The sequence below is a fragment of the Variovorax monticola genome (assembly GCF_051216855.1).
In the GTDB taxonomy this organism is placed as follows: domain Bacteria; phylum Pseudomonadota; class Gammaproteobacteria; order Burkholderiales; family Burkholderiaceae_C; genus Variovorax.
The window spans coordinates 728,266-750,444 of record NZ_JBPJZP010000001.1 but is presented as its reverse complement, the minus strand read 5'-3'; the positions used below and the strand labels follow the sequence as shown (position 1 = coordinate 750,444).

Below are 22,179 nucleotides of genomic sequence, written 5' to 3'. Positions count from 1 at the left end.
GCATGGAAGAGAGCGAAGGCATTGCCTGGGGCGTGGCCGACGACATCGGCCGCATCGTGCTGAAACGCCTCGACCGCGCCAATGCGATCGGGCGGGAGAGCAGCCGCGCGCTGGTGCACGCCATCGACGAGGTGATCGCGCAGAAGCCGCGCGCCATCCTGCTGTCCGGCGAGGGCCGCGTGTTCTGCGCCGGTGGCGACATCGGCGAGTTCGTGGCGGCGGGCGATGCTTTGCCCGAACTGGTCGACGACATCCTCGACCGTCTGCACCCGGCGTTGCTGCGCCTGTCGACCCAGCCGGCACCGCTGGTTGTCGCAGTGAACGGGTCCGCAGGCGGCGCGGGCGTGGGGCTCGCGCTGTGCGGCGACTTCGTGCTCGCGGCGGAATCGATGAAGCTGCGCACGGGTTATGCGGCCATCGGGTTGTCGCCGGACGCGGGCGCCTCGTACTTCCTAGCGCGCCGCGTCGGTCCCGTGCGTGCGCAGCAGTTGCTGATGCTGAGCGACGCCATCGACAGCCAGCGCTGCCTGGCCTGGGGTGCCGTCGACGCGCTCTACCCCGATGCCGAGTTGGCCGCCGCCGCCGAAGCGTTGGCGGCGCGGCTTGCTGGCGGTGCGAGTGCGTCGTTCGCGGGCATCAAGGCGCTGTGCGCCAGCGCGCCGGGACGGCCTTTCGAGGCACACCTTGCGATGGAACACAAGCTGTTGCGCGAGCGCGCCGGCAGCGCGGATGCGCGCGAAGGTGTGCTGGCATTCGTGGAAAAGCGCGTGCCGCGTTTTGCCGGACGCTGAGCCTTGGGTGTGCCCCGCAGCCTTCTCGATCAGGACGGCTGTACAGACGCGTCGACGTCGGCGCAGCGCTTGTCGGCTTGTTGCTTCACTGCGCACTCGGCGTTTGCGCCTGGCCGGAGCCTTGCGTGTTGCCGGCGGCACCCTTCTTCGACGTGCTGCGCGACGTTTGCCCCGAGCTCATCGCACCGCCCGATGCCTTGGCGTTCCCCGACAGGTTTCCGCCCGAGGCCGCATCGCCTGGCGTGGCGGTAGGCGCAGTGCGCATGGCGTTCGGGTTGGTCGGACCGGTTCCGCCGGTCAGGGGCTTCTGCTGCGCGGCTCCGCTGTCGGGGCTGTTCAAGCCCGGCCCGCCGCCTCCGCCTGCTTGTGCCATGGCGGAAGCAGCGCCCATGGCGATGCAGCTTGCAAGAAATGTGGTGGTGATTCGGTTCATGTCGGAAGCCTCTGCAAGAAGTAATTGAAGACTTCAATAGAGGGGCTGCGCCGCAGCAACCGGGTGGGGCTGTTGCTACGCTCGGTGTCAGCGAAGGCGCACCGTGCGTGACCCCTGTGCGTATGTTCGAAAGCGCACAGACAGCACCAGGGCCGCCCGGCCATGCTGAAGCAGAGCACCACGCGGCGTTGCCGCGGCTCCACTTCAGAGAGCACCCATGGACATCCAACTGCTGCTGCGCCTCGACCGCATGATGCCGCCGCGACTGCTGACCTTGCAGGCCGACTTTGCGGCGGCCAGGCGGCTTCTCGACCAGGGCATGATCGAGGCCTCGCATCAGATGCGGATCACCAAATCAGGCATCGCGCTGAACGCCATGCTGGTGAAGGTGATCACCGCCAAGGGCAGCCTGGCCATTGCGCAGGAAAAAGCCCGCTCCCACGTCAAGCAAACCAGCACCTGAAGCGCGCCGGGTGCACGCAGCGCTCTCTTTTCAACAATCAGACGCCCAGCAGGCGCGCGCTGCCCAGCATCTCGTGCGTGTCGTGCGCCATCACGGCCAGGAACGCCAGCAGCCCGATGTAGTACACGCTGTACGTCAACCGCGTTTCGCCCGACACCGCGTAGTACTGCTGGTTGGCCGGGTCCTTCGGGTCGTACTTCCACGCGCGCATGACCTGCGGCGCGGCCAGCACGGCCACCAGAATGAGCATCGGGCTCGGTCGCCAGAAGAACAGCGCCACCAGCACCGGCACGCCCACCAGCCACACGCGCGGCGTGAGCACCGCGGTGATGCGGCCACCGTCGAAGGGCGACAGCGGAATCAGGTTGAACAGGTTGATGAAGAAGCCCGCGTAGGCCAGCGCCAGCAGCAGCCGGCTGTCGGTCTCGCGCGCCGCAAAGTAGCAGGCCAGTGCGGCGAGGCTGCCGAGCAGCGGCCCGCCCAGGCCGACCCACGCCTCGGTCTCCACGTCGTGCGGCTGCTGCTTCAGGTCGATCCATGCGCCCACGAACGGAATGAAGGTGGGCAGCCCCACGTCGAGGCCGCGTTGCCGCGCCGCCAGAAAGTGGCCCATCTCGTGGACGAAAATCAGCGCCACGAAGCCCACCGCATAGCGCCAGCCGAACACGAAGGCATAGGCCAGCACAGACACCAGCATCGTGCCGCCCGAGAGCAGCAGCTTGCCGAGCTTGCCCGCGCTCAACAGCAACAGCAGCAGCTTCACCATGGCGCGTGCCTCAGGTCGCGGGGGGCTTGGGCGGCTCGTTGAAGGGGGCGTTGTCGTTCGGCGGCGGCGCCACCTGTGCGGCGGGCGTGGCCACCACCTCGGGTTGCTTCTTCTTGAAGATCTTCGCGAAGCCCCACAGCGCGGCGCCCACCGCCACGATGCCCAGCTTGGCGAACTTGGCGGCAAACGCCAGGATGATCGCGAACAGGCCCAGCTTCTTCACCGCCACGCCGGCCACCAACGCGGCCAGGCCGTAGGCCGCGACCTTGTCGGTGGAGCCGTTGAAGTCGGCGTACTTTTTGCCGTCGTCGTACTGCAGCGCGGTGAGCAGCTTGGCGGCGTCGGGCTTGTACTTGTCGATGTCCCGGGCGTTGGTGATGAGGTTCAGGCTCAGGTAGCCGTCGCGGCCCAGCGCGTAGGTGTTGTAGTTCACGCCCTGGTTGTCGTCCGCGCCGCCCTTGCGCTTGGACAGGGCCGACCACACCAGGCGGTGCGTGCCGGCCTCGTACTCGGGCTTCTGCGCCCAGCCGGTCACCTCGATGGCGGTAATGCCGCGCTTGGCGCGTTCCTCGTTCGCGGCCTCGGTGCCTTCCTTCAGGCTCTTGAGCAGGTCGTCGGCGTTCCACTCCTTCGCGTCGTCGTCCTTGATGTAGCCCTCTTTCACGAACTTCACCACCGCCATCCAGTCGGCGTCGTCGACGGGGAAGATCGCGCCGAGGAAGGTGTCGTCGGTGCGGTTGCCCATGGCGCGCATCAGTTGTGCGGCAGCGGGCGTGGGCACCCAGACGTAGCCTTCCGGCAGTTTCAGGTGGGCCTGGTCGCGCAGCACGATGTCGGCGGGGCCGGCCTTCTGCACGGCCTTGGCGGCCTTGAATGCGGCTTCTTGCTCGGCCTCCGGCGAAGCGGTGGTCGAGGCCGGCGCGGCGGTGGTGGAAGGGCTGGTGGAAGCACCGGTGGAAGTGCCGGTGGGGGAGGCGGCGTGCGCGGTATGCGCCACGAAAGCGGCACACGAAAGCAGCAGGCCGGCCGTCAGGCGGGCGGTTTGAATACGCAAGTTCTCTCTCCTCGGTTGTTATGAATCTGGCGAGCGAGAAGAGTGTAAATACCTACGTGTCGCTCCACTTCCGCAGGAGGTTGTGGTACGTGCCCACCAGCGTGCGCCGCGCCGCCTCGTCCGCGCCGCTCTGGTTCAGCCGCTGGATCGCGTGGTCCATGTCGAACAGCAGGGCACGGTCGCCCGCGTCGCGCACCAGGCTCTGCACCCAGAAAAAACACGCCACGCGCACGCCGCGCGTGACGGGCGTCACCTGGTGCAGGCTGGTGGCGGGGTACAGCACCATGTCGCCGGCCGCGAGCTTCACGGTCTGCATGCCGTGCTTGTCTTCCATCTGCAGCTCGCCGCCGTCGTAGCTGTCGGCGTCCGACAGGAACAGCGTGGCCGACAGGTCGGTGCGCAGCTTGCGCCCGGTGCGCGGGTCGATGCGCACGCCGCCGTCCACGTGCAGGCCGAAGTGCATGCCTTCGCCGTAGCGGTTGAACATGGGCGGGTACAGCAGGTTGGGCAGGGCCGCGCTGATGAAGGTCGGGTGGCGTTCGAGCGCGCTTGCGACGATGGCCTGGCACTCGTGCGCCACAGCCGAGCCTTCGTCGATCTGCTGGTTGAACTTGACCGGCGCACCCTGGTGGCCCGCGGTGACGCGCCCGTTGACCCAGGCATCGCCGGCCGCATCGAGGCGCGCGCGCACCGTCGCGAGCGCTTCGCGGTCCAGAACACCGGGGATGCAGACCAGCATGGGCGAAGGCTCCTCGTCAACTCAGAGGCGGTAGGTGAGCGACAGCGTGGCGGCGCGGCCCGAGCCCGGCACCGCGCGGCCGCCGTCCGAAGGAATGAGCGCGTCGTAGTAGTGGCGGTTGGCCAGGTTGAACACGTTCAGGCGGATGTCGTACTTCGGCTGATGGTAAGCCACCATCGCGTCCAGCCGCGCATAGCCGCCGACCTGCACGAGGTCGGTGTTGTTCGCGAAACGCTTCGCGCTGTAGGTGGTGCCGCCGCCGATTTCCCACTCGGGCGTGAGGGCGTAGGTGGCCCACAGGCTGGCCGCGTCCTTCGGCGTGTTGGCGGGCGTCTTGCCGAGCGTGCCGGGCGCAATGCCCTCGACGATGGTCGCGTCCAGGTGCGTGTAGGCGCCGAACAGCTGCAGCTTGTCGGTCACGCGGCCCGCCACGCCGGCGCGCGCCCCGTTCACGCGCACCGTGCCGGTCGCGCTGTAGGTGCCGTCGCTGTTCTGCGAGCGCGCATTGGTCTGCGTGATCTGGAACGCGGCGGCCGTGAACGACAGGTTGCCGTCGTTCATGTCCCATTTGCCGCCGAGCTCGTAGGCCTTGTTCTTCTGCGGCGGCAGCGGCTGCGTGCTGCCGGTGGTGGCCACCAGCTGCTCGAGCGAGGGGTTGAACGACGTGCTGTACGACACGTAGTAAGACTGCGCGGGCGTCGGCTGCCAGATGGCGCCGGCGCGCACGCTGGTGAAGTCGACCGTCTGGCTTTCGGCGGCCAGCGTGGTCGCTGTCGTGATGCTGTTGGCGATGTTCGCGCGGTAGTGGTCCTGTCGCACGCCGCCCACCAGCTTCCACTGCGGGCTGAGCTCGATGGTGTCGTTCACATAGCCGGCGACGGTCGTTGCGCTGGCCGTGGCCAGGTTGCCGGGCAGCGAGGGCGCGGTGCTGGGCGTGTTGCCCTGGTAGGGCGCCAGCAGCGGCGAGCAGGTGGCATAGCCGCTGGTGGCGCCCGCTGCGTTCAGCGGCACGCCGGCGCAGGTGCCGTTGCGGTAGTAGGCCTGGTTGTCGTAGGTGTCGTGGCCCAGTTCCAGGCCGGTGAGCAGCGTGTGCTTGACGGTGCCCGTCTCGAACTTCGTGTTCAGCTCGGTCAGGTTGAACAGCGACTTGTCGTGGATCGTGCGGTCATGGCTTTGCTGGCGCACCCACAGGCTGCCGAGCGGCAACGACGAGAAGGCGGCCGCCGGCACGGCCGTGGTGCCGGTGGAGAACGGCGTGAACACGCCCTTGGCCGACAGCGTGCCGATGCTCTGCGGCGCGGTCTCGCGCGCGTCGGTGGTCACGTCGTTGTACTGCGTCTGGTTGCGGATCGACGTGTCGGGCGTGAGCTTGTGCTGCACCACCGCGCTGAAGGCCTGGATGTCGGAGATGGTGCGGTCGTCGCTGAAGCCGTAGGCCGTGTCGCGGTCGACCTTCACCGGGTGGCCGTTGAGCGGCGACACGCCGTAGTCGGGCTGGTCGCGGTTGTGCTGCACCAGCGCCGAGAGCGTGACCTGCGTGGGCGTGTTGATGCCGAACTTCAGCGAGGCGTCGAGCCCGAAGTCCTTCAGCTTCGTCTGGTCGCGCGTGCTCGCGTCGCCCTGCTGGCCCATGGCCGCGATGCGGAAGGCCGAGGTGTCGGACAGCGGGCGGTTGATGTCGATGGTCGAGCGCACGAGGCCCGTGGTGCTCGCCGACACCGACACTTCGCCCGCGGGCGTGAGCGACGGCTTCTTGGTGACCTGGTTGATCACGCCGCCGGTGGAGCCGCGTCCGAACAGCATCGACGACGGGCCCATCAGCACCTCGACCGAGTCGAGCGCGAAGGTGTCGCGGTAGTACTGGGCGCGATCGCGTGCGCCGTCCAGGTAGATGTCGGTGCGCGCCGAGAAGCCGTTGAGGTTGATGTTGGTGCCGATCTGCCCGCCCTCGGCGCCGCCGATGGTCAGGCCCGGCACGTTGCGCAGCGCGCTCGCCAGCGAAGTCGCGCCTTGCGACTGCATCACGGCCTGGTTGATCACGGTGATCGACTGCGGCGCGTCGCGCAGGTCGGCCGGCAGGCGGCTCAGGGAGGCGGGGTTGGCACCGAAGCCAGTCTTGTCCTGCGCGCCTTGCACCTGCACCTCGCGCAGCGTGGCGGGCACGGAGGTGCCGGCGGCGGTGGCAGGTGCGGTGGGCGCAGGGGCTTGCTGGGCGAACGCGGCGGGCAGCGAAGCGCAAAGGCTGAGCAGGGCGAGGGCCACGGGTGTGCGGGAGGAGCGGGTCATGGGCGAATTTCCGATAAGTGCACGGGCTGGAGCGCCCGGGCCGTGCGGTGCAAACAAAAGCACCACCGAGATGGAAATTCTGGCCGCGAATGACTCTTATTTGTAGTCCCATGCCGATGGGTGTCTGGCCGGCGAGACAGGCTCGCGTCTTTACCTGTCGAGTCAGGTGAAAGGCAGGTTCGTTCAGGAAGCCGCCCTGGCCGCCATCGGGAACTGCCGGATCACTCCCAGGGCGTGGCCGCCGGTATCTCGCACACCGGCTCCACGTCGATGCTCTTGAAATCCGCCGGCGAGACGATCTCCAGGTACTCCATGTCGGGCGAGTAGTCGAACAGGTAGTGCCGGATGCCAGGGCGCTGGTGCACCACGTCGCCGGCCTCGACCAGCGTTTCCTTGTCTTCGTACATGAAGCGGGCCCAGCCCTTGACCATGATCACGATCTGGAAGTCCGCCTCGTGGCGGTGCCAGCCGGTGCCCGTTTCCGGTGCCATGTTGGCCTTGACCAGATGCGCGATGACCTTGCCGTGGGTGGCTTCGGCAATGCCAAGGTCGCGGTAGAGAAAAAAGTCTCGCAGACCGCCCGGCACGAACTCCGTGTCGTCGGGTTTCACGTGGGAGAACTGGGTGGCGGTACGGTCCAGCATGGGGCGCTCCTTCGCAGGGGGTGGGTGTTGCGGCGCAGCACGCATAAAGCGTTCCTGCCGACAGTGAAGGCACCATCGCGGTAGCCTTCGGCCATCGACCTTTTCGCACTTCATGAGGAACACCGAATGAGCAAGCCCAAGCCATGCACCCACACCGACGGCATCCACCACGTCGTGCCCAGCGCCAAGGGCTGCGAGGAGTGCCTGAAGACCGGCAGCCCCTGGGTCCATCTGCGGCTGTGCCGCACCTGCGGCCATGTGGGCTGCTGCGACGATTCGCCGAACCGCCATGCGCGGGCCCACTTCCACGAGACCTCGCACCCGATCATCGAAGGCTACGACCCACCCGAAGGCTGGGGCTGGTGCTTCGTGGACCGCGTGGCCCTGGACCTGGGCGACGACACCACGCCGCAGGTCGGGCCCATTCCCAGGTTCGTCTGAACGGCTGCGTGAAGCACCCGCGCATCCTCTTTTGCCCCGTCCCATGCACATCCCTCCGAACGCAGCCCCCGACTCTTCCACCGTCCGCGCCACGGCACGCGAATGGACCGGCCTGGGCGTCATCGCGCTGCCCTGCATGCTCTATTCGATGGACCTCACGGTGCTGAACCTGGCCATCCCGTCGATCAGCGAAGACCTCAAGCCCACCGCCTCGCAGTTGCTGTGGATCGTCGACATCTACGGCTTCTTCGTCGCCGGCCTGCTGGTCACCATGGGCACGCTGGGCGACCGCATCGGCCGGCGGCGCCTGCTGCTGATCGGCGCGGCGGCCTTCGGCGTGGCCTCGGTGCTGGCGGCGTTCTCCACCAGCGCCAACATGCTCATCGCCACCCGCGCGCTGCTCGGTGTGGCGGGCGCCACGCTGGCGCCGTCCACGCTCTCGCTGATACGCAACATGTTCCTCGACCCGGCCCAGCGCACCGTGGCCATCGGCGTGTGGATCTCCAGCTACTCGGCCGGCGCCGTCATCGGCCCGGTGGTGGGCGGCGTGCTGCTGCAGTACTTCGCGTGGGGCTCGGTGTTCCTGATCGGCGTGCCGGTGATGGTGCTGCTGCTGGTGCTCGGGCCGCTGCTGCTGCCCGAGTACCGCGACCCCGACGCGGCCCGGCTCGACCTGGCCAGCGCGGGGCTTTCGCTGGGCGCGGTGCTGGCGGCGATCTACGGCGTGAAGCAGATCGCCGAGCACGGGGTGCATGCGCTGGCGCTGTTGTCCATTGCCGTGGGCGCGGTGCTCGGCTGGGTGTTCGTTCGCCGCCAGAAACGGCTCGCCGATCCGATGATCGACCTGCGCCTGTTCGCGCTGCCGGCCTTCGGCGTCTCGCTGGGTGCCTACATGCTGGCCTGCTTCGTGATGTTCGGCATGTTTCTGTACAACGCCCAGTACCTGCAGCTGGTGCTGGGCCTGTCGCCGCTGCATGCGGGCCTGTGGAGCATGCCGAGCGCGGGCGGCTTCATCGTCGGCTCGCTGGTGGTGCCGCCGCTGGTGTGGCGCATGCCGCCGGCTTTCGTGATGGGCGGCGGGCTGGCGGTGGCGGCGCTGGGCTTCGGCATGCTGGCGGTGCTGCCCGCGCAGGACGGACTGGCCTGGATGGTGGCGAGCGCCGTGGTCTCTTCGCTCGGCCTCGCGCCGGTGTTCACGCTGGCGACCGACCTGGTGGTGGGCAGCGCGCCGCCGGAGCGCGCGGGCGTGGCGTCGGCCATTTCGGAAACCAGCTCGGAGTTCGGCGGCGCGCTGGGCATCGCGATTCTCGGGAGCATCGGTGCGGCGATCTACCGCGCCACGATGGGCGACGCGGTGCCCGCCGGCCTGGCGGGCCCGGCCGAGGTGGAGGCCGCACGCAGCACGCTGGGCGGCGCGGTGGCATTGGCCGGGCAGCTCTCGGCCGGTGCAGGCGGTGCCGGCGCGCAACTGCTGGACACGGCCCGCGAAGCGCTGATGCACGGCCTGCGCCTGACAGCCGGCATCTGCGCCGCGGTGCTGCTGTCGGTGAGCGTGCTGGTGGCGGTGCGGCTGCGCGGCGTGAACGCAGGCGAGGCACATTCGCCCTGAAGAGGCGCACCTGCGCCGTCTTCAAGGCATGGCCTCAAGAGCGCCTGTCCGAAGACTTGGCGGCAAGGGGCGCGTCGGTGGTTTCGGCCCATCCGCCGCCCAGCGTCTTGTAGAACGTCACCAGGTTGGTGAAGCGCGACAGGCGCGTGCCGATCAGGTCTTGCTGCGCGGTGTAGAGCGAGCGCTGCGAGTCGAGCACGCTCAGGTAGCTGTCCACGCCGCGCTGGAAGCGCGCCTGCGACAGGCGATAGCTCTCGGACGTGGCGTCGACCAGCGACTGCTGTGCGTCGAGCTGGCGCCCGAGCGTGCTGCGTTGGGCCAGGGCGTCCGACACCTCGCGGAACGCCGTCTGCACGGCCTTCTCGTACTGCGCCACAGAGATGTCGCGGCTCACGGTGGCGATCTTCAGGTTGGCCCGGTTGGCGCCGCCGTCGAAGATCGGCAGCGTGATCTGCGGCGCGAAGCTCCATGCGCCCGAGCCGCCCTTGAACAGGCCCGAGAGCTGGCTGCTCGACGTGCCGGCCGAAGCGGTGAGGCTGATGCTCGGATAGAAGGCCGCGCGCGCCGCGCCGATGTAGGCATTGGCGGCCTTCAGATCGCGCTCGGCCTGCAGGATGTCGGGGCGGCGCTGCAGCAGATCGGAAGACAGCCCCGGCGGAATGGTGGCCAACGGGCTTGCGCCTGCGGTTGCGCCGTCGGGCAAGGCCTTGGGCAGCAGGTCGATCGGCACGTCGGCGCCCACGAGCAGCACGAGCGCATTGCGGTCCTGCGCCACTTGCGCGGTGTAGCGCTCGACGTCCACACGCGCGGCGTCCACGCTGGTCTGCGCCTGGCTCAGCGTGAGCGCCGAGGCCACGCCCAGCTCGAAGCTGCGCCGGTTGAGCCTGTAGGAGTCGTTCTGGCTCTGCAGCGTGTCGCGCGCGAGCTTGAGCCGGTCCTGGTCGGCAGCGAGCGTGAGGTAGCCGGTCGCCACCTCGGCCAACAGCGTGATCTGCGTGCTGCGGCGCGCCTCGGCGGTGGAAAGAAACTGCTGCAGCGCCTGCGCGCTCAGGCTGCGCACGCGGCCGAACAGGTCGAGTTCGTAGGCGCTGACGCCGAGCGATGCGCTGTACTGGCGCGAAGTGAGCGCCGCGCCCGTGGACGACAGGTCGGCCGGCGTGCGGCTGCCGCTGCCGCCGGCACTGGCGTTGACGGTGGGCAAGAGCGCCGCGTCCTGCACCCGGTACTGCGCGCGGGCCTTCTCGATGTTCAGCACGGCCACGCGCAGGTCGCGGTTGTTGGCAAGGCTCATCTCGATCACGCGCTGCAGCGAGGCATCGGTGAACACATCGCGCCAGCCGAGATCGGAGACCGGCGTGGCGGCCGTGTCGGCGCCCGGGTCGCCGGCGAACCTGGCGGGCACGGGCGCTGCGGGTTGCTGGTAGGCGGGCATCAGGCTGCAGCCGGCCATCAGGGCGGCGAGCGCGAGCGGTGTGAAGCGGAACAGGTTCATGACAGACCTCTCAGGATGCGGCCGCAGCCGGTTGTGCAAGCGGGGCCGGTGCGGCGGAATCGCTCTTGCCCTTGAACAGGCGGCGCACCAGCACGAAGAAAAGAGGCACGAAGAAAATCGCGAGCAGGGTGCCCGACAGCATGCCGCCGATCACGGCCGTGCCCAGCGCATGCTGCGCGCCTGCGCCGGCACCGCTGCCCAGAACCAGTGGCAACACGCCGAGGATGAAGGCCAGCGACGTCATGAGGATGGGGCGAAGCCGCAGGCGCGCCGCTTCCAGCGCCGACTCGACCAGGCCCTTGCCCTGCGCGTGCAGGTCTTTGGCGAACTCGACGATCAGGATGGCGTTCTTCGACGCGAGGCCGATCGTGGTGAGCAGCCCTACCTGGAAGTAGACGTCGTTCATCTTCCAGGTGAGGATCGCGCCAACGAGCGCACCCAGCACGCCGAGCGGCACCACCAGGATCACCGAGAACGGAATGGCCCAGCTCTCGTAGAGCGCGGCCAGGCACAGGAACACGATCAGGATCGACAGCCCGTACAACAGGCCGGTCTGCCCGCTCGATGCCTTCTCCTGGCGGGACAGCCCCGTCCATTCGTAGCCGATGCCCGGCGGCAGTTGCGCGACCGCCGCCTCGACGATGGCCAGCGCCTCGCCGCTCGACGCGGCTCCGGGCATGGCCATGCCGAGAATTTCCACCGACGGAACCCCGTTGTAGCGCTCCAGGCGGGGCGAGCCCGAGTTCCAGCCCGCCTTGGCGAAGGAGGTGAAGGGCACCATCGTTCCGGCGCTGTTGCGCACGTACCAGCGGTCGATGTCCGCGGGCAGCATGCGGTACTGCGCGTCGGCCTGCAGCATCACCTTCTTCACGCGTCCCTTGTCGATGAAGTCGTTGACGTAGCTGCTGCCCCATGCGGCCGAGAAGGTGTCGTTGATGTCGCTCATCGAAAGACCCAGGGCCTGCGCCTTGTGCGGGTCGATCTCCAGCCTGAATTCGGGCGTGTCTTCCTGCCCGTTGGGGCGCACGGCCACCAGGCGCTTGTCCTTGGCCAGCGTGGCGAGCAGCTGGTTGCGCGCCTGCATCAGCGCGTCGTGGCCGAGGTTGGCGCGGTCCTGCAGCATCAGGTCGAAGCCGGTCGCGTTGCCCAGCTCCGCCACGGCGGGCGGTGCGAAGGCGAACACCTTCGCGTCGCGAATCGTGTTGAAGAAGGCGCCGGCCTTCGCCGACACGCCCGTCACGCTCAGCGCCTCGCCCTTGCGCTCGTCCCAGGGCTTGAGCTTGATGAAGGCGAAGCCCGTGTTCTGCCCGCTGCCCGCGAAGCTGAAACCCGCCACCGTGAAGATGCCCGAGACGGCGTCCTTCTGGTCGACCAGGAAGTGGTGCTCGACCTGGCGGATCACTTCTTCCGTGCGCGCGTTGGTGGCGCCCGGCGGCAGCTGGACCAGCGCAAACATCGTGCCCTGGTCTTCGTCCGGCAAGAAGCCCACCGGCAGCTTCATGAAGCCGAACACCACCACGGCCAGCAACACCGCATACAGCGCCATGTAGCGCCAGCCCTTGCCCACCATGTGCCGCACGATGCCCTGGTAGCGCGTGTTCCCGCGGTCGAAGCTGCGGTTGAACCAGCCGAAGAAACCGGTGGTCGCCATGGCGTGGCCCTTGTGCACCGGCTTGAGCAGCGTGGCGCACAGCGCGGGCGTGAGCACCAGCGCCACCAGCACCGACAGCGTCATTGCCGAGACGATGGTGATCGAGAACTGCCGGTAGATCACGCCCGTGGAACCGCCGAAGAAGGCCATCGGCACGAACACCGCCGCCAGCACCAGGGCCACGCCGACCAGCGCGCCGGTGATCTGGCCCATCGACTTGCGCGTGGCCTCCCTGGGCGAAAGGCCTTCTTCCGTCATCACGCGCTCGACGTTCTCCACCACCACGATCGCGTCGTCCACCAGCAGGCCGATGGCCAGCACCATGGCGAACATCGTCAGGGTGTTGATGGTGAAGCCGAAGGCCGCGAGCACGCCGAAGGTGCCCAGCAGCACCACCGGCACTGCGATGGTCGGAATCAGCGTGGCGCGGAAGTTCTGCAGAAACAGGTACATCACCAGGAACACCAGCACCACCGCCTCGATCAGCGTGCGCACCACTTCCTCGATGGAGATGCGCACGAAGGGCGTGGTGTCGTAGGGCTTCTGCACCTTCATGCCCGGCGGAAAGAACTTCTCGAGCTCGGCCACCCGCGCATAGATGGCCTTGACCGTGTCCAGCGCGTTGGCGCCCGCGGCCAGCTTGACGGCCAGGCCGGCGGCCGGCTTGCCGTTGTAGCGGCCGACCGTGTTGTACGACTCGCTGCCCAGCTCGATGCGGGCCACGTCGCGCAGGCGCACCTGGGCGCCGTTGGTCTGCGTGCGCAGCAGGATGTCTTCGAACTCCTGCGCGGTCTTCAGGCGCGTCTGCGAGGTGATGGTCGCGTTGATCTGCTGGTTGTCCGCCGCCGGCATGCCCCCCAGTTGCCCCGCCGACACCTGCGCGTTCTGCGCCTGGATCGCGGTCTTCACGTCCAGCGGCGTGAGGCTGAAGTTGGCGAGCTTGTTCGGGTCGAGCCACACGCGCATGGCGTACTGCGAACCGAAGAGCGTGGTGTCGCCCACGCCCTCGACGCGGCTCAAGGCGTCCTGCACGTTCGCGGCCACGTAGTCCGACAGGTCGGAGCCGTTCATGCTGCCGTCCTCGGACACGAAGGCCAGCACGTTCAGGAAGTTGGTGGCCGACTTGGTGACCGTCACGCCCTGCTGCTGCACCTCTTGCGGCAGCAGCGGCGTGGCCAGCGAGAGCTTGTTCTGCACCTGCACCTGCGCGGTGTCGGGGTCGGTGCCGTTCTCGAAGGTGAGCGTGAGTGTGACCGAGCCCGACGACTCGCTGGTCGAGGCCATGTAGCTCAGGCGGTCCAGCCCCTTCATCTTCTGCTCGATGACCTGGGTGACGGTGTCCTCCAGCGTCTTGGCCGAAGCGCCGGGGTAGTTGGCGGTGATGGCGACGGCCGGCGGCGCAATGCTCGGGTACTGCGCGATCGGCAGGGTGGAGATGGACATGACGCCGGCCAGCATCACGATGATGGCGAGAACCCACGCGAAGATGGGGCGGTCGATGAAGAAACGTGCCATGAGGGTCTCTTTCGATCAGTTGGCCGCGCCGGCCGCACCGGCGGGGGCGGCCTTGGCGGTCTCGGTGCCCGCCTTGGGGTCGGGTTGGGCCTTCGGCTTGGGCGCCCATTGCACCGTCTTCACCTGCACGCCGGGCGCCGCGCTCTGCTGGCCGTCCACCACGAGCTGGTCGCCGGCCTGCAGGCCGCTGCGCACCAGCCACTGGTCGCCGATGGCGCGATCGGTCTCGAGCGCGCGCTGCTGCAGCTTGTGCTGGGCATCGACCACGTAAGCCGTCGGCTTGCCGGCGCCGTCGCGCGACACCGCCTGCTGCGGCACCAGCAGCGCCTGTTCCTTCACGCCTTCCTGCAGCACCGCGCGCACGTACATGCCGGGCAACAGATCGGCATTGGGGTTGGGGAACACCGCGCGCAGCGTGATGGCGCCGGTGGCCTGGTCGACCGTGACGTCCGAGAACTCCAGCTTGCCTTCCAGCGCGTAGGTGCTGCCGTCTTCGAGCAGCAGCCGCACCCGGGCGGCGTTGGCGCCGCTCTTTTCGAGGTCGCCGCGCGCCATCGCCTGCTTGAGCCGGAGCATGGCCGTGCTGGGCTGGCTCACGTCCACGTAGATCGGGTCGAGCTGCTGGATGGTGGCCAGCGCGGTCGACTGGCTGGCCGTGACCAGCGCGCCCGGCGTGACCGCCGACTTGCCGATACGCCCCGAAATCGGCGCATCGATGCGCGAGTAGGCCAGGTTGATGCGGCTCGTCTCCACATTGGCCCGGGCCGCGGCCACGTCCGCCTCGCCCTGCTGCAGCGAGGCGGCGGCGTCGTCGTTGTCCTGCTGGCTCACCGCCTTGATGGCCACCAGTTCCTTGTAGCGCTCGGCCTTGAGCCGGGTGGTGACCAGGCTGGCCTGCACCTTGGCCAGCGCGGCGACGTTGCTGTCGTAGCTGGCCTTGTAGGTCGCGGGATCGATCTGGTAGAGCGCTTCGCCGGCCTTCACGTCGCTGCCTTCGCGGAACTTGCGGGCCTTGACGATGCCGCCGACCTGCGGACGCACGTCGGCAATGAGGAAGGGCACGGTGCGCCCGGGCAGCTCGGTCGTGATGGCCACGCGCTGCGGCTGCACCGTGACCACGCCGACCTGGGGCGTGCCGGGCGCCGGCGGCGGCCCGCCCGGCGGCTTGCCGCACGCCACGAGCATGCAGGTGGAGACAAGGGCCGCGGCAAAGGTCAGGCCGTAGGTGAGAGGGGGGCGCATGGCGGTTCTCCGGTGGAAAGCGACGGGGTGTGGAAGGTCCCGATCGGCGATTAAATAGACAGTGCTGTACTGAAATGTATTTTGACTCGGAGGGCATGTCAATCAATAATGATCAAACGTGTACAGAAATAGAAGGGCAACGACATGCGGGTGAAAACCGAAGCGAAGCGCGACGCCATCGTTCAGGTGGCCTCGGAGGTGTTCAGGGAACTCGGGTTCGAGGGCGCCTCGATGGTGGAGATCGCCGCGCGGGTGGGCGGCTCCAGGGCCACGCTCTACGGGTACTTCAGCTCGAAGGAAGAACTGTTCGTGGCCTCGATCCACGCCGCCGCGAGCCAGCATTTCGACCCCATCTTCTCGGCGCTGGCACAGGAGGGGGAAGACGACCTTGCGCAGGTGCTGCAGCGTTTCGGCGAGAAGGTGCTGGCTGTGGTGTGCTCGCAGGAGGTCGTCCAGGCGCAAAGGGCGGTGATCGCCGAAGCGGGCCGCAGCGACATCGGGCGGCGCTTCTACGAAGGCGGGCCCAAAAAGGGGCTGGCCGCGCTGGCGGACTTCCTGTCGCAGCAGATGCACAAGGGCCGCTTGCGAACGGCCGACCCCCTCTCGGCGGCGCACCACCTGATGGGCCTGCTGGATTCGGAGACCGTCAAGCCGAGCCTGCTGGGCATTCAGGGGCCCTTGACCCGCAAGGAACTCAAGGAGACCACGCGGCGCGCCGTGCAGGTGTTTCTCGGTGGCTACGCTGAAAGAGGCGATACGCCCGAGTGAGCGCATTCGCCTGTTCGGCGAAGCACAGGCCCCGGAAAACCCCGAGGCCGCCGCATTGCCCCCGGGCCGGCGAAACCCCATACTGGGCCTTCCACGATGCGTTTCACCGGAGCCTTTCATGAGCAACGAACTGCGCAAGAAGCTGCACGACCTGGCGGAGCTGGCCGACAACACCACCGACCCCCAGACCAAGGCCATCGTCGAGGCCATCCGGCTGCAGACCGCGGTGCTGAACGAGCGGCTGTTCTCCATCGAACTGCAGCTGGGCACGCTCACCAAGCGCATGGAAAACACGACCGACTGAGTGGGCGCCCCTTTGTGGGGATAATCCCCGCCATGAGCGGCAACACCTTCGGAACACTCTTCGCGGTCACCAATTTCGGCGAGTCGCACGGCCCGGCCATCGGCTGCGTCATCGACGGCTGCCCCCCCGGCATGGCATTGAGCGAGGCCGACATCCAGGGCGACCTCGACCGCCGCCGCCCCGGCACCAGCCGCCACGTCACCCAGCGCAACGAGGCCGACGCGGTGCAGATTCTTTCCGGCGTGTACGAGGGCAAGACCACCGGCACCCCCATTGCGCTGCTGATCCAGAACACCGACCAGCGCAGCAAGGACTACGGGCAGATCGCCGAGCAGTTCCGCCCCGGCCATGCCGACTTCACCTACTGGAAGAAATACGGCATCCGCGATCCGCGCGGTGGCGGGCGCTCCTCGGCGCGGCTCACGGCGCCCATGGTGGCGGCCGGCGCGGTCGCCAAGAAATGGCTGGCCGAAAAATACGGCATGGTGTTTCGCGGCTGCATGACGCAGATCGGTGAAATCGCGATCCCGTTCGAGCGCTGGGACCACGTGCCCCACAACCCCTTCTTCGCCCCCATCGCCGACGTGAGCGCGCTGGAGGACTACATGGACCGCCTGCGCAAGGCCGGCGACTCTTGCGGCGCACGCATCCGCGTCACCGCCACGAACGTGCCCGTGGGCCTGGGCGAGCCGCTGTTCGACAAGCTCGATGCCGAAATCGCCTACGCGATGATGGGCATCAACGCGGTGAAGGCGGTGGAAATCGGTGCCGGCTTCGACAGCGTCACCCAGCGCGGCACCACGCACGGCGACTCGATCACGCCCACCGGCTTCGCCACCAACAACGCGGGCGGCATCCTGGGCGGCATCAGCTCGGGGCAAGACCTCGAGGTGAGCATCGCCATCAAGCCGACCAGCTCGATCATCAGCCCGCGCCAGTCGGTCGACATCCACAACAACCCCGTCGAAGTGATCACCAAGGGCCGCCACGATCCGTGCGTGGGCATCCGCGCGACGCCCATCGCCGAGGCCATGCTCGCGCTGGTGGTGATGGAGCACGTGCTGCGCAACCGCGCGCAGTGCGGCGACGTGCAGACCGAAGCCCAGAAGAACGAAGCAGCGTCCCCGCAGGCGTCTTTCCTCTAGTGCCTGCCGCGCCACCCGTGGCCGCCGGGCGCGGCCACCTGCTGGCGTTCGCTGGTCTGTCGGCCAGCTATTTCGCGCACATCGGTTTCTTCAACCCCTACCTGCCGCTGTGGCTGAAGGACCTGGGGCTGCCGATCTTCACCATCAGCCTGCTGGCCTCGGTGCAGTCGATCACGCGGGTGTTCGCGCCCTACGCCTGGGGCGCGCTCAGCGACCACACCGGGCACCGCGTGAAGCTGCTGCGCTTCAGCGCGGCGGTGGCGCTCATCAGCTCGTTCGGCCTGTGGTGGCACGGCGGCGCGTGGTGGCTCGCGCTGGTGCTGCTGGTCATGTTCACCCACACCAGCTCGATGATGTCGCTCACCGAAGCGGCCATGGCGCAGCTGGTGGCCGGCGACTGGGGCCGCTACGGGCGCATCCGGCTGTGCGGCTCGGCCGGGTTTTTGCTGACGGTGTTCGTGGCGGGCGAGTGGTTCGAGCGCTTCGGCATGAAGCACTTTCCGGCGTGGGCCGCGGGCACGCTGGCCATCGTGCTGGTCGCGACGATGAAGCTGCCCGACGTGCGCGAGCCGTTGGCCGCGCACGGCAGCGTCAAGCCGCCCATCGGGCCGGTGCTGCGCAACCCGGCGGTGCGGTGGTTCTTCGCGGCGCTGTTCTTCCAGGTGATGTCGCACTTCTCGGTGTACGCGTTCTTCTCGCTCTACCTGGACTCCATCGGCTACGGCAAGAGCACCATCGGCCTGCTGTGGGCGCTGTCGGTGGTGGCCGAGATCGTGTGGTTCTTTCTGCAGGGTCGGCTCATCGGCCTGATGCCGATGCCGCGATGGATGCTGGTGTGCGGCATCGCGGCCGTGGCGCGGCTGGGGCTCACCGCGGGGCTCGGCGGCTCGATGGCCGCGCTCGTCGTCGCGCAGTGGCTGCATGCGCTGAGCTTCGCCGCGCACCACACCACCTGCATCGCGGTGGTGTCGCGCCGCTTCCCCGGCCACTTGCGCGGGCGGGGGCAGGCGCTGTTCACGGTGATCGGCTACGGCTTCGGGGGCGTGCTGGGTGTGTTGCTGGGTGGCGCGGTGGCGCAGGTGTTCGGGTATCGCACGATGTTTGCGGCGGCGGCCTTGCTGGCGGTGGCGGGCACGCTGTGCGCCTGGCGGGTGGTGAAGCTCGAACGCGTGGAGCGAGCGGTTCGAGCCTGAGCGCGGTCCGCACAGGACAGGACCGGCGATGTGTCACGGGCGCAGCACGCATGCGTCACCGCGCCGCTGGCGCGGGAAGCCAGGCTCACTTCTTCTTGCCGATCTTCAAGGGTTCGACGACAGCGGTCTTCACTTTGCCGCCCTTTCCCTTGCCGCCCTCGCTCTCCTTCTCGAAGATCGCAAAGTACTCCGAAGCCAGCTTGCGCAGCGACCGTCCGATGTTCGCGTAGTCGTATTCGTTGAGGTTCGCCAGCGACACCCGCCCCGACGCCTGCTTGCCGCCGAAGCCGCGGCCGGGCAGCAGCACGATGCTGGTCTCCTCGGCGATGCGAAAGAGCGCCTCGTTCGGCTCCAGCTTCGTCAGGATCCACGTGCCGAAGTGTTCGCCGTGCATCTGGGTGGCAATGTCGTGCAGGTCGAGCAGGTGGTAGTAGCTCACCGAGTTGGGGTCGGCCGGCAGCGGCAGGCCGAGCTCGCGGTACAGCGCCTCCTTGCGCCGCGCGACGATGTGCTTCATCGACTTCTTGTACGCCTCGGGCTCGTCCATCAGGCAGAACAGCGAGAACATCACCATCTGCGCCTGCACCGGTGTCGACAGGCCGGCCGTGTGGTTCAGCGCCACGGTGCGGCTGTCGGCCACCAGCCGGTCGATGAACTTCAGCTTGCGCGGCTCGATGGTGATGGAGCCGTAGCGCGCATCGAGTTCCTTGCGCGTGGCCTCGGGCAGCGCGGCGATCTGGCGGTCGAGAATGTTGTCCTCGTGCGTGGCCACCACGCCCATGCGCCAGCCGGTCGCACCGAAGTACTTGGAGAACGAATACACCAGGATGGTGTTCTGCGGACACACCGCGAACAGCGAGAGAAAGTTGTCCGCGAAGGTGCCGTACACGTCGTCCGTGAGGATGATGAGATCGGGCCGCTGCTTCACGATGTCGGCGATCCAGCCCAGCACCTCGTCGCTGATCTTCACCGACGGCGGGTTGCTCGGGTTGCACAGGAAGAAGGCTTTCACCTTCGGGTCGAGCAGCTTCTGCAGCTCCTTCTTCGTGAACTGCCAGTTGTTGTCCGGCGGGGCGTCGATCAGCGCCTCGATCAGCTGGTAGTCGTTCAGGTGCGGGATCTCGATGTACGGCGTGAAGATCGGCATGCCCAGCGCAATGGTGTCGCCGGCCTGCAGCAGGTGGTTCTCGCGCAGGCTGTTGAACAGGTAAGTCATGGCGGCGGTGCCGCCTTCCACCGCGTACATGTCGAACCTGCCCACGAAGGGGTGCGTGCCGATCATCTCCTTGTGGATGTACTGGCCCACGATGATCTCGCTCAGGCGCAGCATGCGGTCGGGCACCGGGTAGTTGCAGCCGAGGATGGCCTCGCACATCTCGTAGATGAAGTCGCCCGCCGACAGGCCGAGCTGGTCGCGCACGTACGACACGGCCGCCTCGATGAAGCGCACGCCGGGCTGGCCTTCGTTGGCCTTGGCAAAGATCTCGAAGCGTGCCTCGATGCCTTCGCGCTGCGGGAAGCCGCCCACGCCTTCCATGTAGACGTATGAACGCTCACTCTCGGTCATGGCGAACAGCCCGAACTGGAAGAAGCCGTGGCGCGGCGTGGTCGCCAGGAAGTTGGGGTTGCCGCGACCCGCATTCAGCATCAGGCGGTCGCTTTGCCGGGCCACCTGGATCAGTGCGTCTTTCAGTTCGAAGGGGCTCAGGCCCCCGAGTTTCTTCACGTCGCTGAAATCCATGGAACGCTCCTTGGTTGGGGAAACAAAAAAGAAATCGAAAGTGCGAAACGCGTCGCCGCGCTCACACCAGCGCCACGATCAGCGGCCCCAGCAGCGTGAGGAACACGTTCGCCAGCGCATAGGTGATGGCGAAGGGCACGGTGGGTATGGCGTTTTCCGCCTTGTCGAGCACTTCGCCGAAGGCCGGGTTGGCGCTGCGCGAGCCGCTGAGCGCGCCCGCGAAAATGGCCGTGTTGCTGTAGCGCAGCACGTAGCGCCCGAACAGCATGGTCAGCAGCATCGGCACGATGGTCACCACCACGCCCACGCCGAAGATGGTCAGCCCGAGCTGCTTGATGGTCTGCACCGCCTGGAGGCCCGAAGACAGGCCCACCACCACCACGAAGCCCGCCAAGCCCAGGTCTTTCAGCAGTTGCACGGCGCTCGGCGGGAGGGCGCCGAAGGTCTGGCGCTTGGCGCGGTACCAGCCGAACAGCAGGCCCGACAGCAGTGCGCCGCCACCCGCGCCCAGCGTCAGCGGAATGCCGCCGATCTTCACGCTCAGCAGCCCCACCAGCAGGCCCACCACCAGCCCCGCGCCCAGGTAGACGAAGTCGGTCTTCGCGCTCGGCACGATCACGTCGCCGACGATGGCCGCCACGCGCTTCACGTCCTGCTCGGCACCGAAGATCGACACCAGGTCGCCGCTTTGCACCACGGTGTCGGGCTGCATGGGCAACACCTTTCCCATGCGGCTGATCTGCACCACGAAGATGCCGTGGCGCACGCCGCCGGCCGTGGCCTGGCGGATCTGCGCCACCGTCTTGCCGTCGAACGCCTTGTGGGTCAGCACGATCTCGCGCCTTTGCATGGTGAGCGCCATGCCGTCGACCGCATACACCTCCTTGCCCAGCAGCGGCGCGCTGGCCACCACCGCGTCGCGCCGGCCGACAGCCAGCACGATGTCGCCCTGGCGCAGTTGCAGCGCGGGGCTCACCTCGATGAACTTGCCGTCGCGCTTCACGCGCTCCAGGGTGATGGTGGTGGCCGGGTCGGCGTTCTCGATGTCGGCCACCGTGCGCTTCGGGTCGCTCGTCAGTTCGTAGATGCGGCCCACCAGCGAGGGCGCCGCTTCTTCCTGGTCGGGCCCCAGCACCTTCACGCCGGCCTGCATGGCGGTCTCGGCGGCGATGGCGTCGTCGCGGATGGTGCGGCCCATCAACCTGGGCAGGATGTTGACGCACACGATGATGGCGCCGAACGAGCCGAACACGTAGGTCACCGCGTAGCCGATGGCCACGTTGGCCTGCAGCCGCGCCGTCTCGGCCGCCTCCAGCCCGAGCTTGCCGATGGCGTCGCCCGCCGTGCCGATGATGGCCGACTGCGTGAGCCCGCCCGCCGCCACGCCCGCGGCCAGCCCCTTGTCCAGGCCGCACAGCTTGGCCATGATCACCACCGTCGCCAGGCCGGTGAGCGCCAGCACCGCGGCCAGGACGATCTCCTTGACCGACTGCCTGCCCAGCGAGCTGAAGAACTGCGGCCCGCTCTCGAAGCCCACCGCGTAGATGAACAGCGCGAACAGCACCGCCTTCACGCCGGCGTCCACGTGCACACCCGCCTGGCTCACCAGCACCGCCACCAGCAGCGAGCCGGCCACGCCGCCGAGCTGGAACTTGCCGAACTTGATCTTGCCGATCCAGTAGCCCACCGCCAGCGACAGAAAAAGCGCGATCTCCGGCGACTTCTTGAAGAGTTCGTGCAGCCATTCCATGGGTGAAGTCCTTTGAGGTTGCAGATCGATAGAAAAACCAGTTGGCGTGGTGCGCCAGCAGCCCGACGGGATGCCGAGCTGGCCGGCATGCAGAGCCGCGGCGCGCCTGGCTGTCACGCGCCATTCCTCGGCTCATTGCTTTTCATCAATTT

The 22,179-nt window shown here is 67.9% G+C and carries 19 protein-coding genes; 8 read left to right on the top strand and 11 right to left on the bottom strand.

Going from position 1 to position 22,179, the window contains the following annotated elements; genetic code table 11:
- Positions 1–2 precede the first annotated feature (2 nt).
- Positions 3–791: an enoyl-CoA hydratase-related protein gene (locus ACSFA5_RS03405; protein WP_435442599.1), complete on the top strand. Its 789-nt coding sequence runs from the start codon at positions 3–5 to the stop codon at positions 789–791.
- Between the two features lie 85 nt (positions 792–876).
- Here the strand turns inward: ACSFA5_RS03405 and ACSFA5_RS03400 are convergent, their stop codons facing one another.
- Positions 877–1,224, bottom strand: coding sequence for a hypothetical protein (locus tag ACSFA5_RS03400; protein ID WP_435442598.1), 348 nt, complete (start codon positions 1,222–1,224; stop codon positions 877–879).
- Positions 1,225–1,441: 217 nt separating this feature from the next.
- Between ACSFA5_RS03400 and ACSFA5_RS03395 the strand changes: the two genes are divergently transcribed.
- Positions 1,442–1,687 carry a hypothetical protein gene (locus tag ACSFA5_RS03395; protein WP_435442597.1) on the top strand — a complete coding sequence of 82 codons (246 nt, stop codon included), beginning with the start codon at positions 1,442–1,444 and terminating at the stop codon, positions 1,685–1,687.
- 37 nt (positions 1,688–1,724) lie between these two features.
- On the opposite strand, the gene ACSFA5_RS03390 is transcribed toward ACSFA5_RS03395, so the two are convergent.
- The 5 genes from ACSFA5_RS03390 to ACSFA5_RS03370 form a co-directional block, all read right to left on the bottom strand.
- Entirely contained in the window at positions 1,725–2,453 is a 729-nt protein-coding gene (locus tag ACSFA5_RS03390; protein WP_435442596.1) for a site-2 protease family protein, read from the bottom strand.
- 10 nt (positions 2,454–2,463) lie between these two features.
- Entirely contained in the window at positions 2,464–3,507 is a 1,044-nt protein-coding gene (locus tag ACSFA5_RS03385) for a DUF2167 domain-containing protein (RefSeq protein WP_435442595.1), read from the bottom strand.
- A gap of 52 nt (positions 3,508–3,559) precedes the next feature.
- On the bottom strand, positions 3,560–4,246 hold the full coding sequence (locus ACSFA5_RS03380; RefSeq protein WP_435442594.1) for a Fe2+-dependent dioxygenase: 687 nt from the start codon (positions 4,244–4,246) through the stop codon (positions 3,560–3,562).
- Between the two features lie 21 nt (positions 4,247–4,267).
- The gene (locus tag ACSFA5_RS03375; protein WP_435442593.1) at positions 4,268–6,532 is read right to left on the bottom strand and encodes a TonB-dependent receptor; all 2,265 of its coding nucleotides are present in this window, start codon (positions 6,530–6,532) and stop codon (positions 4,268–4,270) included.
- A gap of 221 nt (positions 6,533–6,753) precedes the next feature.
- Complete coding sequence (locus tag ACSFA5_RS03370; RefSeq protein ID WP_435442592.1) at positions 6,754–7,176, bottom strand: cupin domain-containing protein; 423 nt, start codon at positions 7,174–7,176, stop codon at positions 6,754–6,756.
- A gap of 126 nt (positions 7,177–7,302) precedes the next feature.
- Between ACSFA5_RS03370 and ACSFA5_RS03365 the strand changes: the two genes are divergently transcribed.
- On the top strand, positions 7,303–7,617 hold the full coding sequence (locus ACSFA5_RS03365) for a UBP-type zinc finger domain-containing protein (protein ID WP_435442591.1): 315 nt from the start codon (positions 7,303–7,305) through the stop codon (positions 7,615–7,617).
- A gap of 43 nt (positions 7,618–7,660) precedes the next feature.
- Positions 7,661–9,226: an MFS transporter gene (locus ACSFA5_RS03360; protein WP_435442590.1), complete on the top strand. Its 1,566-nt coding sequence runs from the start codon at positions 7,661–7,663 to the stop codon at positions 9,224–9,226.
- Positions 9,227–9,260: 34 nt separating this feature from the next.
- Here the strand turns inward: ACSFA5_RS03360 and adeC are convergent, their stop codons facing one another.
- Genes adeC through ACSFA5_RS03345 form a run of 3 tightly spaced genes read right to left on the bottom strand, consistent with a single transcriptional unit; the run spans position 9,261 to position 15,126 of the window.
- Positions 9,261–10,718 (bottom strand): AdeC/AdeK/OprM family multidrug efflux complex outer membrane factor, encoded by a 1,458-nt coding sequence (gene adeC / locus ACSFA5_RS03355; protein WP_435442589.1) that lies wholly within the window; start codon positions 10,716–10,718, stop codon positions 9,261–9,263.
- A gap of 10 nt (positions 10,719–10,728) precedes the next feature.
- Positions 10,729–13,884: an efflux RND transporter permease subunit gene (locus ACSFA5_RS03350; RefSeq protein ID WP_435442588.1), complete on the bottom strand. Its 3,156-nt coding sequence runs from the start codon at positions 13,882–13,884 to the stop codon at positions 10,729–10,731.
- Positions 13,885–13,899: 15 nt separating this feature from the next.
- A complete protein-coding gene (locus tag ACSFA5_RS03345) occupies positions 13,900–15,126 on the bottom strand; it encodes an efflux RND transporter periplasmic adaptor subunit (protein WP_435442587.1) in 1,227 nt (408 codons plus the stop codon).
- A gap of 144 nt (positions 15,127–15,270) precedes the next feature.
- Between ACSFA5_RS03345 and ACSFA5_RS03340 the strand changes: the two genes are divergently transcribed.
- From ACSFA5_RS03340 to ACSFA5_RS03325, 4 genes are all read left to right on the top strand, one after another.
- The gene (locus tag ACSFA5_RS03340) at positions 15,271–15,894 is read left to right on the top strand and encodes a TetR/AcrR family transcriptional regulator (protein WP_435442586.1); all 624 of its coding nucleotides are present in this window, start codon (positions 15,271–15,273) and stop codon (positions 15,892–15,894) included.
- Between the two features lie 118 nt (positions 15,895–16,012).
- Positions 16,013–16,198 (top strand): hypothetical protein, encoded by a 186-nt coding sequence (locus tag ACSFA5_RS03335; RefSeq protein ID WP_093017646.1) that lies wholly within the window; start codon positions 16,013–16,015, stop codon positions 16,196–16,198.
- 32 nt (positions 16,199–16,230) lie between these two features.
- Positions 16,231–17,343: a chorismate synthase gene (gene aroC, locus ACSFA5_RS03330; RefSeq protein ID WP_435442585.1), complete on the top strand. Its 1,113-nt coding sequence runs from the start codon at positions 16,231–16,233 to the stop codon at positions 17,341–17,343.
- Positions 17,343–18,536, top strand: coding sequence for an MFS transporter (locus tag ACSFA5_RS03325; RefSeq protein ID WP_435442584.1), 1,194 nt, complete (start codon positions 17,343–17,345; stop codon positions 18,534–18,536). The genes aroC and ACSFA5_RS03325 overlap by 1 nt, the downstream gene beginning before the upstream one ends.
- Positions 18,537–18,621: 85 nt before the next feature.
- On the opposite strand, the gene ACSFA5_RS03320 is transcribed toward ACSFA5_RS03325, so the two are convergent.
- Both ACSFA5_RS03320 and aspT read right to left on the bottom strand, forming a co-directional pair.
- Positions 18,622–20,277 carry a bifunctional aspartate transaminase/aspartate 4-decarboxylase gene (locus ACSFA5_RS03320; protein ID WP_435442583.1) on the bottom strand — a complete coding sequence of 552 codons (1,656 nt, stop codon included), beginning with the start codon at positions 20,275–20,277 and terminating at the stop codon, positions 18,622–18,624.
- 61 nt (positions 20,278–20,338) lie between these two features.
- On the bottom strand, positions 20,339–22,027 hold the full coding sequence (gene aspT / locus ACSFA5_RS03315; RefSeq protein WP_435442582.1) for an aspartate-alanine antiporter: 1,689 nt from the start codon (positions 22,025–22,027) through the stop codon (positions 20,339–20,341).
- Positions 22,028–22,179 lie beyond the last annotated feature (152 nt).

What these genes read in the sequence shown, in the direction of transcription:
- ACSFA5_RS03405 (WP_435442599.1), top strand. Translation starts at nt 3, where the DNA reads ATGGAAGAGAGCGAAGGCATTGCCTGGGGCGTGGCCGACGACATCGGC.
- ACSFA5_RS03400 (WP_435442598.1), bottom strand. Translation starts at nt 1,224, where the DNA reads ATGAACCGAATCACCACCACATTTCTTGCAAGCTGCATCGCCATGGGC.
- ACSFA5_RS03395 (WP_435442597.1), top strand. Translation starts at nt 1,442, where the DNA reads ATGGACATCCAACTGCTGCTGCGCCTCGACCGCATGATGCCGCCGCGA.
- ACSFA5_RS03390 (WP_435442596.1), bottom strand. Translation starts at nt 2,453, where the DNA reads ATGGTGAAGCTGCTGCTGTTGCTGTTGAGCGCGGGCAAGCTCGGCAAG.
- ACSFA5_RS03380 (WP_435442594.1), bottom strand. Translation starts at nt 4,246, where the DNA reads ATGCTGGTCTGCATCCCCGGTGTTCTGGACCGCGAAGCGCTCGCGACG.
- ACSFA5_RS03375 (WP_435442593.1), bottom strand. Translation starts at nt 6,532, where the DNA reads ATGACCCGCTCCTCCCGCACACCCGTGGCCCTCGCCCTGCTCAGCCTT.
- ACSFA5_RS03370 (WP_435442592.1), bottom strand. Translation starts at nt 7,176, where the DNA reads ATGCTGGACCGTACCGCCACCCAGTTCTCCCACGTGAAACCCGACGAC.
- ACSFA5_RS03365 (WP_435442591.1), top strand. Translation starts at nt 7,303, where the DNA reads ATGAGCAAGCCCAAGCCATGCACCCACACCGACGGCATCCACCACGTC.
- ACSFA5_RS03360 (WP_435442590.1), top strand. Translation starts at nt 7,661, where the DNA reads ATGCACATCCCTCCGAACGCAGCCCCCGACTCTTCCACCGTCCGCGCC.
- adeC (WP_435442589.1), bottom strand. Translation starts at nt 10,718, where the DNA reads ATGAACCTGTTCCGCTTCACACCGCTCGCGCTCGCCGCCCTGATGGCC.
- ACSFA5_RS03350 (WP_435442588.1), bottom strand. Translation starts at nt 13,884, where the DNA reads ATGGCACGTTTCTTCATCGACCGCCCCATCTTCGCGTGGGTTCTCGCC.
- ACSFA5_RS03345 (WP_435442587.1), bottom strand. Translation starts at nt 15,126, where the DNA reads ATGCGCCCCCCTCTCACCTACGGCCTGACCTTTGCCGCGGCCCTTGTC.
- ACSFA5_RS03340 (WP_435442586.1), top strand. Translation starts at nt 15,271, where the DNA reads ATGCGGGTGAAAACCGAAGCGAAGCGCGACGCCATCGTTCAGGTGGCC.
- ACSFA5_RS03335 (WP_093017646.1), top strand. Translation starts at nt 16,013, where the DNA reads ATGAGCAACGAACTGCGCAAGAAGCTGCACGACCTGGCGGAGCTGGCC.
- aroC (WP_435442585.1), top strand. Translation starts at nt 16,231, where the DNA reads ATGAGCGGCAACACCTTCGGAACACTCTTCGCGGTCACCAATTTCGGC.
- ACSFA5_RS03320 (WP_435442583.1), bottom strand. Translation starts at nt 20,277, where the DNA reads ATGGATTTCAGCGACGTGAAGAAACTCGGGGGCCTGAGCCCCTTCGAA.
- aspT (WP_435442582.1), bottom strand. Translation starts at nt 22,027, where the DNA reads ATGGAATGGCTGCACGAACTCTTCAAGAAGTCGCCGGAGATCGCGCTT.